The sequence below is a fragment of the Halobellus limi genome, from assembly GCF_004799685.1.
GTDB lineage: Archaea > Halobacteriota > Halobacteria > Halobacteriales > Haloferacaceae > Haloquadratum > Haloquadratum limi.
Map to the genome: position 1 here is coordinate 2,177,156 of NZ_CP031311.1, position 12,748 is coordinate 2,189,903.

At 57.1% G+C, this 12,748-nt stretch carries 18 protein-coding genes; all 18 read right to left on the reverse strand.

Going from position 1 to position 12,748, the window contains the following annotated elements:
- Positions 1 to 2 precede the first annotated feature (2 nt).
- On the reverse strand, positions 3 to 461 hold the full coding sequence (locus DV707_RS10670) for a hypothetical protein (RefSeq protein WP_103991719.1): 459 nt from the start codon (positions 459 to 461) through the stop codon (positions 3 to 5).
- A complete protein-coding gene (locus DV707_RS10675) occupies positions 462 to 1,847 on the reverse strand; it encodes a hypothetical protein (protein WP_103991718.1) in 1,386 nt (461 codons plus the stop codon). It abuts the gene before it with no gap.
- 2 nt (positions 1,848 to 1,849) lie between these two features.
- The gene (locus tag DV707_RS10680) at positions 1,850 to 2,311 is read right to left on the reverse strand and encodes a hypothetical protein (protein WP_103991717.1); all 462 of its coding nucleotides are present in this window, start codon (positions 2,309 to 2,311) and stop codon (positions 1,850 to 1,852) included.
- The gene (locus tag DV707_RS10685; RefSeq protein WP_136361856.1) at positions 2,311 to 3,819 is read right to left on the reverse strand and encodes a hypothetical protein; all 1,509 of its coding nucleotides are present in this window, start codon (positions 3,817 to 3,819) and stop codon (positions 2,311 to 2,313) included. Before DV707_RS10685 ends, DV707_RS10680 begins: the two co-directional genes overlap by 1 nt.
- Entirely contained in the window at positions 3,812 to 4,033 is a 222-nt protein-coding gene (locus tag DV707_RS10690; RefSeq protein WP_136361857.1) for a hypothetical protein, read from the reverse strand. The genes DV707_RS10685 and DV707_RS10690 overlap by 8 nt, the downstream gene beginning before the upstream one ends.
- Positions 4,034 to 4,109: 76 nt before the next feature.
- A complete protein-coding gene (locus DV707_RS10695; RefSeq protein ID WP_103991714.1) occupies positions 4,110 to 4,592 on the reverse strand; it encodes a hypothetical protein in 483 nt (160 codons plus the stop codon).
- 81 nt (positions 4,593 to 4,673) lie between these two features.
- A complete protein-coding gene (locus DV707_RS10700) occupies positions 4,674 to 5,099 on the reverse strand; it encodes a hypothetical protein (RefSeq protein ID WP_103991713.1) in 426 nt (141 codons plus the stop codon).
- Between the two features lie 27 nt (positions 5,100 to 5,126).
- Positions 5,127 to 6,425, reverse strand: a complete 1,299-nt coding sequence (locus tag DV707_RS10705) for a hypothetical protein (protein ID WP_103991712.1) — start codon at positions 6,423 to 6,425, stop codon at positions 5,127 to 5,129.
- A 25-nt stretch (positions 6,426 to 6,450) separates the two neighbouring features.
- Positions 6,451 to 6,975 carry a hypothetical protein gene (locus DV707_RS10710; protein ID WP_103991711.1) on the reverse strand — a complete coding sequence of 175 codons (525 nt, stop codon included), beginning with the start codon at positions 6,973 to 6,975 and terminating at the stop codon, positions 6,451 to 6,453.
- 154 nt (positions 6,976 to 7,129) lie between these two features.
- The gene (locus DV707_RS10715) at positions 7,130 to 7,549 is read right to left on the reverse strand and encodes an HK97 gp10 family phage protein (RefSeq protein ID WP_103991710.1); all 420 of its coding nucleotides are present in this window, start codon (positions 7,547 to 7,549) and stop codon (positions 7,130 to 7,132) included.
- A 4-nt stretch (positions 7,550 to 7,553) separates the two neighbouring features.
- On the reverse strand, positions 7,554 to 7,880 hold the full coding sequence (locus tag DV707_RS10720) for a hypothetical protein (RefSeq protein ID WP_136361858.1): 327 nt from the start codon (positions 7,878 to 7,880) through the stop codon (positions 7,554 to 7,556).
- 26 nt (positions 7,881 to 7,906) lie between these two features.
- Complete coding sequence (locus DV707_RS10725) at positions 7,907 to 8,329, reverse strand: hypothetical protein (protein WP_103991708.1); 423 nt, start codon at positions 8,327 to 8,329, stop codon at positions 7,907 to 7,909.
- 27 nt (positions 8,330 to 8,356) lie between these two features.
- Positions 8,357 to 9,280 (reverse strand): phage major capsid protein, encoded by a 924-nt coding sequence (locus tag DV707_RS10730; RefSeq protein ID WP_200820885.1) that lies wholly within the window; start codon positions 9,278 to 9,280, stop codon positions 8,357 to 8,359.
- A gap of 89 nt (positions 9,281 to 9,369) precedes the next feature.
- A complete protein-coding gene (locus tag DV707_RS10735; RefSeq protein WP_103991706.1) occupies positions 9,370 to 9,843 on the reverse strand; it encodes a hypothetical protein in 474 nt (157 codons plus the stop codon).
- A 21-nt stretch (positions 9,844 to 9,864) separates the two neighbouring features.
- Entirely contained in the window at positions 9,865 to 10,371 is a 507-nt protein-coding gene (locus tag DV707_RS10740) for a hypothetical protein (protein WP_103991705.1), read from the reverse strand.
- 3 nt (positions 10,372 to 10,374) lie between these two features.
- The gene (locus DV707_RS10745; RefSeq protein ID WP_103991704.1) at positions 10,375 to 11,043 is read right to left on the reverse strand and encodes a hypothetical protein; all 669 of its coding nucleotides are present in this window, start codon (positions 11,041 to 11,043) and stop codon (positions 10,375 to 10,377) included.
- A 3-nt stretch (positions 11,044 to 11,046) separates the two neighbouring features.
- The gene (locus tag DV707_RS10750) at positions 11,047 to 11,316 is read right to left on the reverse strand and encodes a hypothetical protein (protein WP_136361859.1); all 270 of its coding nucleotides are present in this window, start codon (positions 11,314 to 11,316) and stop codon (positions 11,047 to 11,049) included.
- The gene (locus tag DV707_RS10755) at positions 11,291 to 12,712 is read right to left on the reverse strand and encodes a phage portal protein family protein (RefSeq protein ID WP_136361891.1); all 1,422 of its coding nucleotides are present in this window, start codon (positions 12,710 to 12,712) and stop codon (positions 11,291 to 11,293) included. Before DV707_RS10755 ends, DV707_RS10750 begins: the two co-directional genes overlap by 26 nt.
- Positions 12,713 to 12,748: the final 36 nt, after the last annotated feature.

A 12,748-nucleotide genomic window follows, 5' to 3' on the forward strand; every position in this document is an offset into this window, starting at 1 on the left:
ACTTACTGCGGTGTCCCCGTCACGTTCTGTGCACCATCGTCCGTGTACGCGTGCGCGTGTTGCTCGAAATCGATCCCATTGATCAGCACCGACTCGCCTGAGATATTCACGTCGCCCGACGCCGCAACCGACACATCGAACTTCCCATCTCCTCGTCGCTTAACCCGAACAAGCGTGTCCGCGTCAAACGAAAACGCAAGCTCGCCGGGTCCTACGTCTGTCGGCGCGTACTGACTCCCATTCAGGGGAAACATAGCCACGTAGGACTGATCGTTGAGCCGATAGACCTGAACGTGATCGCCCTCGTTCGGGGTAATGATCCCACCTGCGAAGGGCTGAAAGAACGGGATCGACGATTTGGACGCGCCCGGTCGGTCAAACATAACGTCAACAACGACCCGGCCGCCCTCGATTCGAGAGCTTGAAACAATCCCCACCCTCGGGGCATTACGCTGCTTCATTCACTCTCCGGCGTATCTTCCATTCGTAGCCTCGTAGAACTCTTCAGCGTCAACCCATCCGTCAATCTCCGGCGACGTGATCAGCGATGTTGTCTCGATCAACGACGGGTCGACGAGCTTGCCGACATTGATCCGAAGACTCCACCCTACCGTGGGATTGATTTCGTGAGTTAGTCCTTGCACAGCGAAAACGCCCGCCGGAACATCAGGCCCGCACTCGCTCTCATTCGGGATCACGTAGATGTGGTCGCCAAGCGAAACGTCGTGTGCGGTCAGATCCGACCACGGTGCTGTCTGCGTCCCGTTTATCGCAATCGTCCCCTGCTTCGATCTGATAAGCCGTTGTAGTAGCGCCGACTGTGCAATCATCTCAACCTCGCCGATGGATTTGACGTTCTTCGGGGAGAGGAACAGTGACTTCCCGTTGCCCTTTCCGTTCCATACGGAGTGAGATCGAACACGGAAATAGTCGCTCCCGATGCCCGTAAACGGTATCTCGAAGATTCGATAGCGGCCCTCAACCTTGACCTGCGTGACCGGTGATTTCTCCGTGATAACCGAATAATCGCTCATCACCAAATCACCACCCTGCTCGCCTACAATGATCGGTTGAGCCGAAAACTGCGAGTGCCCGAACCACAGGTAGCCGTCGTCGTCCACCCACGTCTCGATCTCAAAGGTATCCGCGACCGCCTGAATCGCCTCAGCCGGAGTCGCGCCCTCCACGTCGAAGCCACCCTTTCGATTCCGAAGGCCAAGCGCCCACTCAGCCGCGCCGAGACTCCACCGGAAAATCTCCTCGGCCGCGTTGACCTGTGCCTCCTTAATCTCCTTCGTCGCTGTCGGAGTCGCAAGTAGCTCCCACCACTCCGGCAGTGCAAATTCAGACTGGCGGGGGAGAACCCGCCGAGCAATCTTCTTCGCCCACGAGTCGTAGGCGACGGTCATTGTGTCGTCGACCTCCGAATCCGTGTACTTGACGCCCTGAATGACGCCCTCCGTATCCACCGTCCGAATCGTTGGCAGGATGTATAGTTCGACGACTTCCCGAAGCGTGATCTCTTCAATCAGTAGATCGATCGTCCCTCGCTCAAGGACAACCCGAGGATCACGAAGCCCGATCGTCGCCCGCTTCGAGGTATTGGGCCCAAGTGAGACAGACTCCGCGTCGGCTGCCATTCTGAACAGCCGCTTTCCGTCCATCCACACCTCAACTGGTTCGACCGCACTCAGCAAGGAATCAACAAACTCGCCTGCCTCTCGGTGTACACGAACCTGCGCGAACTTGTACTGTCCTGAGGTTTCGCGGTACTGAATGTCATAGACGCGAATACGAACCCCCGTATTGGTGAAGCGTAGTTCCGCGTCAGAGAATGTACAGGCCATTTTTACAAGTCAGTTGAGTTGAAGTAGCGCCAATCGATCGTTTCCGCAGTCGGAGCCGCAGAGCCACGAGAGAGAATCCCGTTGCCCGTGTAGCCGCCCTCGTCGCGGCCAGTCGAAATCAGATTGAGCTTGAATCTATACATATCAAGCCCGGCTCCGCGATATTCGCCGTCGAGAACCTCAACCTCGCCGACCCACTCGTCAGCGAGCATATCAAATTCAGTTCCATCATCGAGGAGATCGTCGAACGCCTGAAGCTCCGAGCGCAGGATCTTCCCCGTCACGAGGATCTCGCGGTTCTTCGACCCCGTATCATCGACCGTCTCACCTTCGCAGAGATTCTCATTCCGCGCCTTCGTCCGCTCCTTCGAGACAACAATCTCAGTCGGATAGATCGACGGGGCGAAGATGTGAGATTCACCGCGTAGGCTGAACCGACCCATCTTGATCTGCGGGACCGGCATTAGAAGCTCGTCCCCGACATACCGGACTCAAACGACTGCTCCTCGCCGTACTTATCGTCCCACATCATCTCCCATTCGCGGATGTGCTTTTGCGACACGTCGCCCTGAACGACAACCGTATTGTTCACCGTGGTTCCACTCCCGGACAGCCCGGTCGGACCTACCGCGTCGTTGTACTGCGGAGAAGTCGGAGCGGTCGTCGCAAAGAACGCCGCCGCACCAGTCGCCGCACCGAACGCCAGCGCAAGTCCACTGATGTTACCGACCAAACCACTCAGGAACGCAGCGGCCGTAGACAACCCGATTAAGACACCCTGAAGCGAGAGTGCCGCAATCGCCGCCGCCGTGAACGCCGCGCCCCACCGAGAATTGAGCAGATCGATGATGTACGCAATGACCTGAATCACCGGGTTGAACGCTGTCACCAATCGGGCGATCAACGCCGACGCGTTGTAGATAATCCCGAGGATCATCACGAACGCACTACCGAGTCGCATCAGCAGGTCTTGGTTTTCGTACGCTTCCGTCGTAATGAAGCGGAAGAAGTCGATAATCGCGTTACCGACAGGCCCACCGAACGTACTCGCCAGACGCTCAATCATCGGTTCGTACTCGGCCATCGCGACCAGTGCCGCAGCCGCCCACTCGATCAGGCCACGGAACGCAGACGCCGCAGAATCCTCAAAGACGATGAGATTACGTGACGCATCCGCGAGCGGTTGGAAGAACGTCGCCCCACTTGCGAGCGCGGATTCACTGATTGGAGCGAAAAGGGTCGCGGCAGGGCGGAAGGTCGCATACAACTCGTCCCGAAACTCACCTAAGAGCTGTCGGGATCGAGCAAGCGAGCCTTCGAGCGTATCAGCCTGTCCAAGCAGACCAAGCCCGAACATCCCCGCGCCAGCGACACCGACTGCAGCGAAGGCAGCAGCAACACCGAATGCCTGTACCGCCAGCGCAATCAGCATCGGAACGAGCGCCGCGATAATCGTGACGAGTTGGTGGTACGATGGAATCAGAGACTTCGCAAAGATCCTGTCCATCTCACCGTCAACGCGAGCCATTCGGAAGATCGACTGAACGAACGACCGAGACTGCCCACGCATTTGCCCAACGTACCACCGAGTCGCCGCCACGCGCTCTCGGAAGCTAAGCGGGGCCGTATCGCCCATCAGCGCAGGTATCTCAGGCGCAGGCGGGAGCGCAGGAACACTCCGACCCGGTAATGCAGGAGGACCGCTCCCGCCACCGCCCCCACCCAAATCACCGAAGTCGGGGACGTTTCCGCCCATATACATTGCATAGATCGGAGCGACCCGTCCACGAGCCAAGTGATTCAGACGGTGATTGGTCCGCGCAATAGACCCGCCATCGTTAATGTCGAGATTAAAGTCGAGATTGCTGTGCTTCGCCTTCAACTCCTGAAATTTCCGATCAATCTTATCAAGCTCATCGTCAGCCCGATTGATGATCTCGACAACAATCTCAACCGCGTCAAAATCAGCCATTTCGCTCTTTGTGTTCCTCTATCAGTTGCTCCGGGGACTTCCCGGTCTTCTCGCTCGCGTTCGTGAAATGCCGGTGTTCAGTTACGGTCCCACCACCCCTCGCAAGCGCACCCGCGTTCGGTCGACCACCAACATCGGGGGCCGCCTCTCGCTCCTTTTCGACCTGCTCGCGTTCCTTCTCACTCCGAACCCGCGCTGCCTCATACAGCGACATACGCTGAAACGCGGTCAAATCGCCCTGATCGGACACACCGGGGAGGGGAATCCCTAACTCGATCAGAAACAGGTGTTCAAGAGCGGTTCCGTCCTCCGCGAAACTGCTTCGCATCACGGAGGTTGCCCGTCACGTCCATAATCTCGAATCCCCACTCAAGGACGTACCCACCGAACGTCGGGGGTCGCTCCTCGTCGAGACACGCAGGAGCGCCGAACATCTCGTCTAACATTTCCTCGTCACCGTCCATCCCCTCCGGGTCGATCCCGAGCCGACAGAGTCGCTTCAAGAGTCCAATAAACTCCCCATCGAATTGCGAGAGATCCACCTTTGCGGCATCTCCATCAACCTCGTCAAGTGCCGTCTCGATCTCCTCCATAGCCTCATCTTCTGAGAGGCCGAGCTTCGCATCGAGCACCCCGAGAACAGGAAAGTAGTTCTCGTCCGGAACCGGCTTGAACACCAGCGTCATTTCGGTGCCGAACACCTCAGTCTCGTGCTCAGATCGGAAGTCGCCGCCGCGCAGCATCATCTCTTTTAGGGTCGCAAGGTCTTTCATAGAATTTGTATCAGTGTAATAATAAGTCGCTGTGGGGGAATCGAAAAACGTCAGTCGGAATAATCAGAAAGCGGGACGCGCTCAGAGGGGTTCGGGATCGCCGTCCATCCGCATAATGATGAACTCATAGCGGGTTTCGGCCGACTCACCCTCGGAGAATTGGAAGCCGCGCGTGATCACGAACAGATCGTACCCCGAAGTGGTCGACCCATCCATATGCGTGATTGTCAGCACACCCGGCTTGGGAGTGCCGACCTGTGCGCCCTCCGGAATGTTATCTCCGGGCTGGTAGAACATTACCTCATTCAGCGAGAGCTTGTTCCCCTTCAGCGTGATCGAGCCGCCGTGTTCGATCTTCTTCAGCGAAACCGACTCCGGGACAACATAGCCCGAGCCGTAATTACGCTCCATATCGTATTCGGACTGAAGGTCGAGGTCCGTGACGACAAGGCGCTCACCCTCGTACTCAACAATAATCTGTGCCGCAGTTTCAGAATAATCAACCATAATTTAGAACCTCAGAAAGCCGCGTACCTATGCCGAAGCCGTGTCAACGTCACCGCTGACGATGATTGCCTCAATATTCCGGAGCGGGTCAGCGGTCTGAATACCGACCTCAACACGCGCGGTCACGCTGTCGATCTCCTCAACGGCGACCGTGTACGCGACAATCGAATTGGTCCGCAGAAGCGACGACAACTCGTTGTTCAGAATGTCACCGAGATTGTTCCGAGCCGACTGCGTGTGGAGCTTCCCGATAAAGCGGTCAGCATTGTCGTGCACGATCAGCGTCACGTAGTCGCCCACCAAGCGGGCCAGCCCGTGATTGTACTCCGCCTCTTCGAGATTGTCAGCGGCAACGCACGTCGGATCGTTGACCATCCGGACACCGTTACGGTCAGTCTCAAGGACGACGATGTTGAGGACATCAAGGTCGGCCTTCTGCGTCGACGAGAGATCCTCGAACAGACTCGACTGGCCAGCGAGACGCTTTCGCATCCCCGACTGGTTAATCCCGATCGAGCCACGCACACCGACATAGGCCCCGATGAGCGACTCGCCCGCCCGGTTTCTGTTGGGGAAGACCAATTGCATCCGCGAGGTATCAAGCGGGTTCGTGAACGCCGACGTATCCGGAATGTACGCCGCAGCACCCGCAATCCCGAGCGCGAAATTGTAGGTGTTCGCCATACCGTTGATCGTCGTGTTCAGTTCGTTGATCACGTCGCCATTCTCTGCGAGCACACCGACGAAATCGAGAACGTGCTTCTTGTCGTCGGCAAGGGCGGAAAGCGCACCCGAGTAATCGGCGTACGTGTAATCAGCCGTCCCCGAAGTCGACGGCGCAGCATCAAGCTCGATTTCGCCGACGACCGTGTTCACAACCGCCGCATCCGAACCGGGGGACTCGTCGGCGGGGTTTCCGAACGTCCCCGTAACCGACTTACTCGTTCCGTCAACCTCGATCGAGATCATCGAAACATCCTCTGAAAGAGGCGCGTTGCTAAGGGTGACAGACGTGGACCCGGACCCCGAAATGTCCTCGCCCGTCACATCGATCAGCTCACACGCGACAGAATAGATAGGATACCCACCGTTCTGAAGCGCGTCAGCGATAGCCCCCGCCAGCGGGGAGTCACCGAACAGGCGGTAAGCCTGCGGAGAAGTCGTTACAGCATACACCGTGTTCGCTTCAGCCGTACCCGCAGTCAGATCCGCTTCACCGACAAGGCCCACATCCGCCGGGGCGGACACGTTTGCGGCGACAGAACTGTTGCTCTCCTGCCGGGTGTAGACACCCGGAAGGGTAGAATTGCCAATATTGATAGTCATTTGATAAACCGAGCAGAATAACGGCCTACTCAACCGTTTCAGAAATCGTGAGCGTCGGATCGACCGCCTCAGTGACCGCAGTAAGCGTATTCCCGCTCTTCGTCACTTCTTGGACATACTCAAACGTGAGCGTCCGACCGCCAGAAAACAGATCAGGCTCTTGGAACGGCAACGATCGAGGAGACTCCGCGCCCACCTCAATCAGCCGAACATCCGGGTGCCACTCGTGGGGCAGATCCTCGTGAATAGCGAACGCAGATCCGATCAAATCGAGAACATCGTCTCGCTCCACCTCGTCCGGAGTAACCACCACCGTATCCACGGTAGCACGCCACACAAGGTGGTGTACTGTTCCCGTCTCGCGTCCGCTGCCATCCGTTTCGACTCCCACATAATTCTGGTGCCCATCCGGAACCCGTCGAACCGACACACTCCCGAGCGTCACCCGAGGAATCTCCCGAGGGCCGTCAATCCCCTCGGTATCAACCGGAATCGACACCTGCGGACGTAACTCCGCGAGAATTTCAACTAATACCTCACTCTTATTCACTTCAACCTCCGCGAAATCGCATCCGCAACCACATCCGACGCCTCAGACTTCGCCCACCGCTCAGCCCGTCGCATAAACCAGATCGGCTCAAGACCCTCCCGATAGATTTTGTCCTGAAGCCAAAAGGCGAGATCGCGTGAATTGTCGTCCATAATCAGTCGTCAGCCGGAGCCGGGATGATCCGCGCCCCTGAGGAGTCAAGCGTCATTCCACCGAGCTTCGCCTGAACCCACGGCAACAATTCGTCAATCGGGGGCTTCCGACTCGTGTACTGATACTCACCGACACCGCGCTCAACACCTCGGACACCACGCTCCTGATACGGTGCCTGAGGCGCAGTGTTCACAACGCGGATCGTCGTTTTCTTAGAGCCGGTTTTGATCGTGTAACTAAACGAATTGAGCAATTGGCTTGTGTAGACAGCCTGCTTCGCCCGAATCCGGTTTTGTGCCGTATCAACGATCTCATCAGCAATCTCAGCCGCAGAGTCCCGAATCCCGCGATTGATCTTTTTTTTCACCTTCCGCATTACCCGCTCGTTATTGAACGAAACGCGAGCGTCAAAATTCGACATTACGTCACTCTTCGACCCGGCGGATCACCGACTCGTAATGCGTCGGGAACCGCTTTCGAGTATCCACGCGATACGTGTCCCCATAGAAGATCACCCGATCATCCGACTGAATATCAGCCGACAATGAGAAGGCAACCAGAAACTCGTCGTCACGGTACCGACCCATCTCCGTCGACGACAATGACGAGTCCCGACCGTCGCCGAGATCCGCAATCGTCACCGACCCAACGGGCTGCCACGAGGTGACAGGCTTCCCGTAGCGATCAGTTCCCGAGGATACTTCGCGGTGGATCTCACAGGAGACTCCCGCCCGCGAGATGAGCTGATCCACCCGATTCGAGAACCGAGCGAAGAAACTCATATATCGTCAAGCGGAGTGTAGGTGTACTCGTACGACCGATCATCCCGCGCAACCGACGTACTCCCGACAAAGTTTCGCTGTGCACCGATCACACCAGCAATATATCGGCGGTACCGATCATCCCACGATTGGGGATACGCGTCACCATTGCCCGGTCGATATTCAATTGATCCAAGCGAAAACGCGTCCCCGCCACCAGCACCCTCGCCGACCGCGAAGATACACGATAGCCAGAACAACGCCCCCTCAAGATCAGAAGTCGCATAGAAGTCTGTAACTGACTGCCGAACCTCATCTTCAATCTCAAACTTGGCGCGACCGATCAGCGTCAGCAGGTCTTCATCAGACAGTGCCGACTCATCGGTAAGGCCCGTCTGAACCCGTACCTCTTCACTCAACGTAAAATCGTCAGTAGCCATAATGTCGCACCAAGAGCGTTAGTCCGTCTATGCGAGGTTGTCCGCAGCGACGATCTTTGCACCCGCGAGCGGGTCGGGAACGATCGCACCGTAGCGAGCCGAGCCGTACGCACCGAGGAGAGTCGCGGGGTCCGAGACAGGTCCGCCGTACTCACCGGAGCTAAGCTGAACCGGGCGGCGCTCGTGGAAGTACAGTGGGCGCTCGTCCGCAGCGATAACGTGAGCCTCAGTCGCGTCAACCCACATCGACTTGTAGACGCGCAGGCCGTCGACCTCAAGGCCGTTCTCCGGGAAGCTCGTCGTCCGAAGGCTCTCGAACGTTGGAATGTTGTACGACGCAGCCCACGTAAGCTCGCTCTTCAGCGCACGGGCAAAGTCAGAGCCGACAATCGCAATCGAAGCGACCTTGCCGTGCTCTTCAACATCCTCCGCCAGAATCTCAAGGTGCTCGCGCGCTGTGTGAGCGTCCGCGTCACCAAAGAGATCATTCGTGTCAGCATACGTGTGGTCGTGGGTCGCCGAGAACGAGCGGTTGCCGTAGTCCTCCGGGGTAAACCAGAGTCCCGACCCGTCCGCCCACGCACCACGAATAGTGTTGAAGACAACATCGTGCTCCTTCTTCAGCGCACCCTCAGCGAGCGCGTCGATCCGGCGGAGAACGTAGTCCGCAGAGTGGTCCTCGATAAGCTCCTGCGTCATTCCGAGCGAGCGGCCGAAGGTGCTGACCGAGAAGGCCATCTCCTTCGACGCAAGCTCGCCGGTTCGCGGGTGCTCGCCCTCAGCGAGTTCTTCCCACTCCATATCACCCGTGTAGACCTTGAAAACCTGCTCGTCGACATTCTGCCCGAGCATTTCGCGGATAACGCGAGGGGCCTGATTGAACAGGTTAAGCTCGGCCTCAGCGCGAGCCAGAAGTTCAGAGAGCGGAACGCCGTCCTTAGTGTGCAGCATACGGTTTGCCATTTGTAGAAAATTTGATAGATAGAGTCGCAACTGGAAGGGGGCAACTCAACCCCGAAGTAGAAGTGTCAGCCCGACGCTCAGGCTACAACGTCGCTCGGAACAACGTGGACCGCAATGCGCTCAGCCGTAAGCGCCGTTCCGAGAATCTGAACGAGATCACCAGACGCGTCGGTCGGGCGAGTCTGCGTGAAGCCCCCACCGGGAGCCAAATAGACAACCTCGCCGGGCGAAAAGCCCGAGTCGGCGTCGTTGTTCTCAAGCTCGATCCCGTACTTCACCGCAGCAATGCGGTCGCGGTCGACGAGAACACGGTTCGCCTCAACAGCCGACTGAACGGCGTCAGGCATACCAGAGTAGTCCGCAAGGTCGTCAACAGGCCCGAAGGCAACGCCGACGGCCATAATGGTCGAAGCAGAGTCAGCGTCCGCAGGGACCATCTTACCGGCCGAGTTGATACCCACCGGGATACCCTGCTCGAACTTCGCCCCCGCAAGGGCAGCGGACGTGTTGATAGGCTGTTCAGCACCAGTCGCAATCTTGAAATCAGTCATTTAGAATCAGAATCAGAAGTGTTAGTCGAAGGTCAGACCGGGAATCCGAGAGAGGCGAGAACGAGCCTCATCCGTAAACGCCGCCTGCTCCTCATCGGTAATCGGCGCGCGGTCACGGCGCTCAGCGAAGATCGTCACGTCTTCGTCAGCGTCGTCACCGCCGTCAACGTCAGCCTCCTCGCCATCGTCAAACTCTGATTCCGATTCCGAAGCCGACGCAGCGGCCGCAGCAGCCTCCTCGTCAGCGCGAGCCGCCATCCCCATAAGCTCCTCAAGAGAGAACCGGTCGACGAGAAGATCAGTGTCGAGGCTCGTCACTGCCGTCGCCTTCTCAGCGAAATACGCAGAAACTTCAGCAGTCTTCTCACGTTCGGCTTCAAGCTCGGATTCAAGCTCCGAGAACTTCGTCGTCTCAGTCTCAAACTCCGTCACATTCTCCTCGTGAGCCGCCAGCACGTCCGTAAAGGTCGCGCGAAGGCTCTCCTCATCCATATCCTCGACAGGGGTGTCAATAGAAATCTTCTTCATATCTTATAGATCCTCGATAGTCGCGTGCGAAACTCTCGCGTGTGAGCGTGGCCCCGCTCTCTTCTCCTCCGACACATCGGAATCATCGACGAGAGTGGAAACCGCCTCAGAGAACGCCGCCGACAGACCACCAGTATCGTAGCCTGCCGGGAATGGAGTTAGCGAAAACTCCCGAATTGTGGCGTCAACAAATTCGTACTCCTCATTTTCCTCGTTAAACGTGATCTCATAATCACGCCCGAACCCCACCGAGCCATCCGTAATCGCCGGGGGTGCGTGTAGGAAATCAGAGATCGTATCCGATCTGATGGACGACCCCGTATTCGGGATGTTGTTCATCAGATACAGCGCGTTCGAGCCAAACCACGCACGGGTAATCCGCCCCACGTTGGCCCGCTGGCTTTTCGAGTGATCAAACTGAGTTGGCGCACCGATCGCTTCAGAGAAGTTTGACGCGACCGACTGAAGGAAATCCGGGGTCACTCGAATGTTCTTGCGAAGCCCCGGCTCCATAGCCCGGTACACCACATCAATACTCTCAAGCTCGCCCGACTCACCCCGGTTCTCCCGGACGCCATACTCGTTGAATCCATCAACGGAAAATTCCGCACCAACAGGAGCCGACGTAGCCGCACTAAACTCAAGATCCGCGTCAATCTTACTCGTGTCCATACATCAAATCCAATTCAAAAGGTCAGCTAACTTCGCAGAAATCGCCGTCAGAACCGCCCCGGAACCAATAGAGAATCCAGAAATTATCGTCGTATTTCGGCGCACGCGGTTATCGAGATCTTCGTAACTCCCCTCGATCGACGCAATGCGCTCATATTGCTCGGAGTTGGTTTCGTTAATCCGAACCTCCATCCGCTCCATACGATCTTCAATTCGTGCCGTTCGTTCGTCTACACGGTAAAGAAGCTCAGCGACCTTTCCATCGTCGCTCATTCTTGTGTAACATCACCCTGCGGGCGACTCTCGCCCCCGAGGTGTCCTTCTCAGGGTTCTGTCGGCCCTTTACAGACCGACCACCCGATTCCGTACCGCCACCTGTGCCACTCGGTGAGCCACCATTCGGGTTCTGAATGTTATCGCCCTTCCCCGCAAGCTCGTTGATGATCCGAATATGCTCAGCTAATTCGTCCTCTTGGGGAAGCTCCGTTTCCGGATCGATCCCGATTCTCTCGGCTGCTGCCTCTCTCGTGAGAAGCCCATTATTCACCAACTGAATCGCCATTTCAGCCTCAAGGCGCTCCTCCTCAGACGAGTGTTGCCCAAACTCGAAGTCCGGGGGGATCTCAACGTAATCCTCAGGCGTCGGGTGCCCAAGAATCGAGACAAACACTTGATAGCGAATGACGTGCCGTAGAATCCGCCGGAACCGCTGAATCCGGCGGTCGAACTTCGGCATTACCGCCACAGACGTATTTCGATTAATGTCGGTATCCATCCCCGTCAAGAACGGCGGAACACCCATCCCTGCGTGAATCCGCTGAAGAAGGTGCTTGAACACCGGCTCAAGATTCATCATCCCCGCCGAGGATTGCGTCGAAGTCGTCCCAACAACATCGTGCTCAACGTCGTGACCCGTTGCCAACATTGATTCCGGCTCAATATCTCGAAGCTCATTCAGCCAATTCGTGATCTCATCGGGATGCCACGGCCGATCCTCCGTCCCACACTTGAAGTGAATCGGCGGATAGGCCTTCGTCGCCACGAATCGGGCCATATCGATCTCCATATCTCGGAGCATATCGACCGGCTCCTGAATGAACTCGATCAGCGAGTGACCCCACGGCGAATTAACGTCCGGAAAAAACCGTAAAATCGCAAGATCGAACGGCCCAAACTCAATCGGATCGGCGGCATCCGGATTATCCATCTCATAGCCCGTGATATTCCCGAACTTATCACGCTGAATGGACATCGCCTTCGTGGGAAGCACCTTTGGCTTGAACACGTCGTCTTCGACAACTACAGCCAAAAACGCCGTCCCATCCGTCAGCGCAACATCAACCCACTCAGGTAACACGCCCTCGAAGCCCGACACCTCGATCAGCCGCTTGAAATCCGCTACCTCCTCGGGCGTTTGACCTTCATCGGTGTAGGGGATGTTCGCCGGGGCGACATTGAATCCCGTTCCCACAATATAATCTACGATCAGATTGATGATCTCCGCAACGTGCGGATCTGTACGCCGAATCGCCCGAAACTCGTCAATCTGTGATTCCGGAGCTTCACTCGGGCGAGGCTTCCCACCCGCCGCCTGCCCACGGACAACCACAGCCTTCGGAGATTCGAGCATAAAATCAGCCCGCCGCTTGGCGTCGTCAGAAACGACCATCTCGCCCTCGGCGGCCCGTCGATATAATTCAGTTTG

Excerpts from the sequence above, each read along its gene's own strand:
- DV707_RS10755 (WP_136361891.1), bottom strand. The coding sequence starts at position 12,712 with ATGGTCGTTTCTGACGACGCCAAGCGGCGGGCTGATTTTATGCTCGAA.
- DV707_RS10690 (WP_136361857.1), bottom strand. The coding sequence starts at position 4,033 with ATGTCGCTGTATGAGGCAGCGCGGGTTCGGAGTGAGAAGGAACGCGAG.
- DV707_RS10675 (WP_103991718.1), bottom strand. The coding sequence starts at position 1,847 with ATGGCCTGTACATTCTCTGACGCGGAACTACGCTTCACCAATACGGGG.
- DV707_RS10745 (WP_103991704.1), bottom strand. The coding sequence starts at position 11,043 with ATGGACACGAGTAAGATTGACGCGGATCTTGAGTTTAGTGCGGCTACG.
- DV707_RS10695 (WP_103991714.1), bottom strand. The coding sequence starts at position 4,592 with ATGAAAGACCTTGCGACCCTAAAAGAGATGATGCTGCGCGGCGGCGAC.
- DV707_RS10680 (WP_103991717.1), bottom strand. The coding sequence starts at position 2,311 with ATGCCGGTCCCGCAGATCAAGATGGGTCGGTTCAGCCTACGCGGTGAA.
- DV707_RS10735 (WP_103991706.1), bottom strand. The coding sequence starts at position 9,843 with ATGACTGATTTCAAGATTGCGACTGGTGCTGAACAGCCTATCAACACG.
- DV707_RS10705 (WP_103991712.1), bottom strand. The coding sequence starts at position 6,425 with ATGACTATCAATATTGGCAATTCTACCCTTCCGGGTGTCTACACCCGG.
- DV707_RS10740 (WP_103991705.1), bottom strand. The coding sequence starts at position 10,371 with ATGAAGAAGATTTCTATTGACACCCCTGTCGAGGATATGGATGAGGAG.
- DV707_RS10725 (WP_103991708.1), bottom strand. The coding sequence starts at position 8,329 with ATGGCTACTGACGATTTTACGTTGAGTGAAGAGGTACGGGTTCAGACG.
- DV707_RS10750 (WP_136361859.1), bottom strand. The coding sequence starts at position 11,316 with ATGAGCGACGATGGAAAGGTCGCTGAGCTTCTTTACCGTGTAGACGAA.
- DV707_RS10670 (WP_103991719.1), bottom strand. The coding sequence starts at position 461 with ATGAAGCAGCGTAATGCCCCGAGGGTGGGGATTGTTTCAAGCTCTCGA.
- DV707_RS10730 (WP_200820885.1), bottom strand. The coding sequence starts at position 9,280 with ATGCTGCACACTAAGGACGGCGTTCCGCTCTCTGAACTTCTGGCTCGC.
- DV707_RS10700 (WP_103991713.1), bottom strand. The coding sequence starts at position 5,099 with ATGGTTGATTATTCTGAAACTGCGGCACAGATTATTGTTGAGTACGAG.
- DV707_RS10715 (WP_103991710.1), bottom strand. The coding sequence starts at position 7,549 with ATGTCGAATTTTGACGCTCGCGTTTCGTTCAATAACGAGCGGGTAATG.
- DV707_RS10685 (WP_136361856.1), bottom strand. The coding sequence starts at position 3,819 with ATGGCTGATTTTGACGCGGTTGAGATTGTTGTCGAGATCATCAATCGG.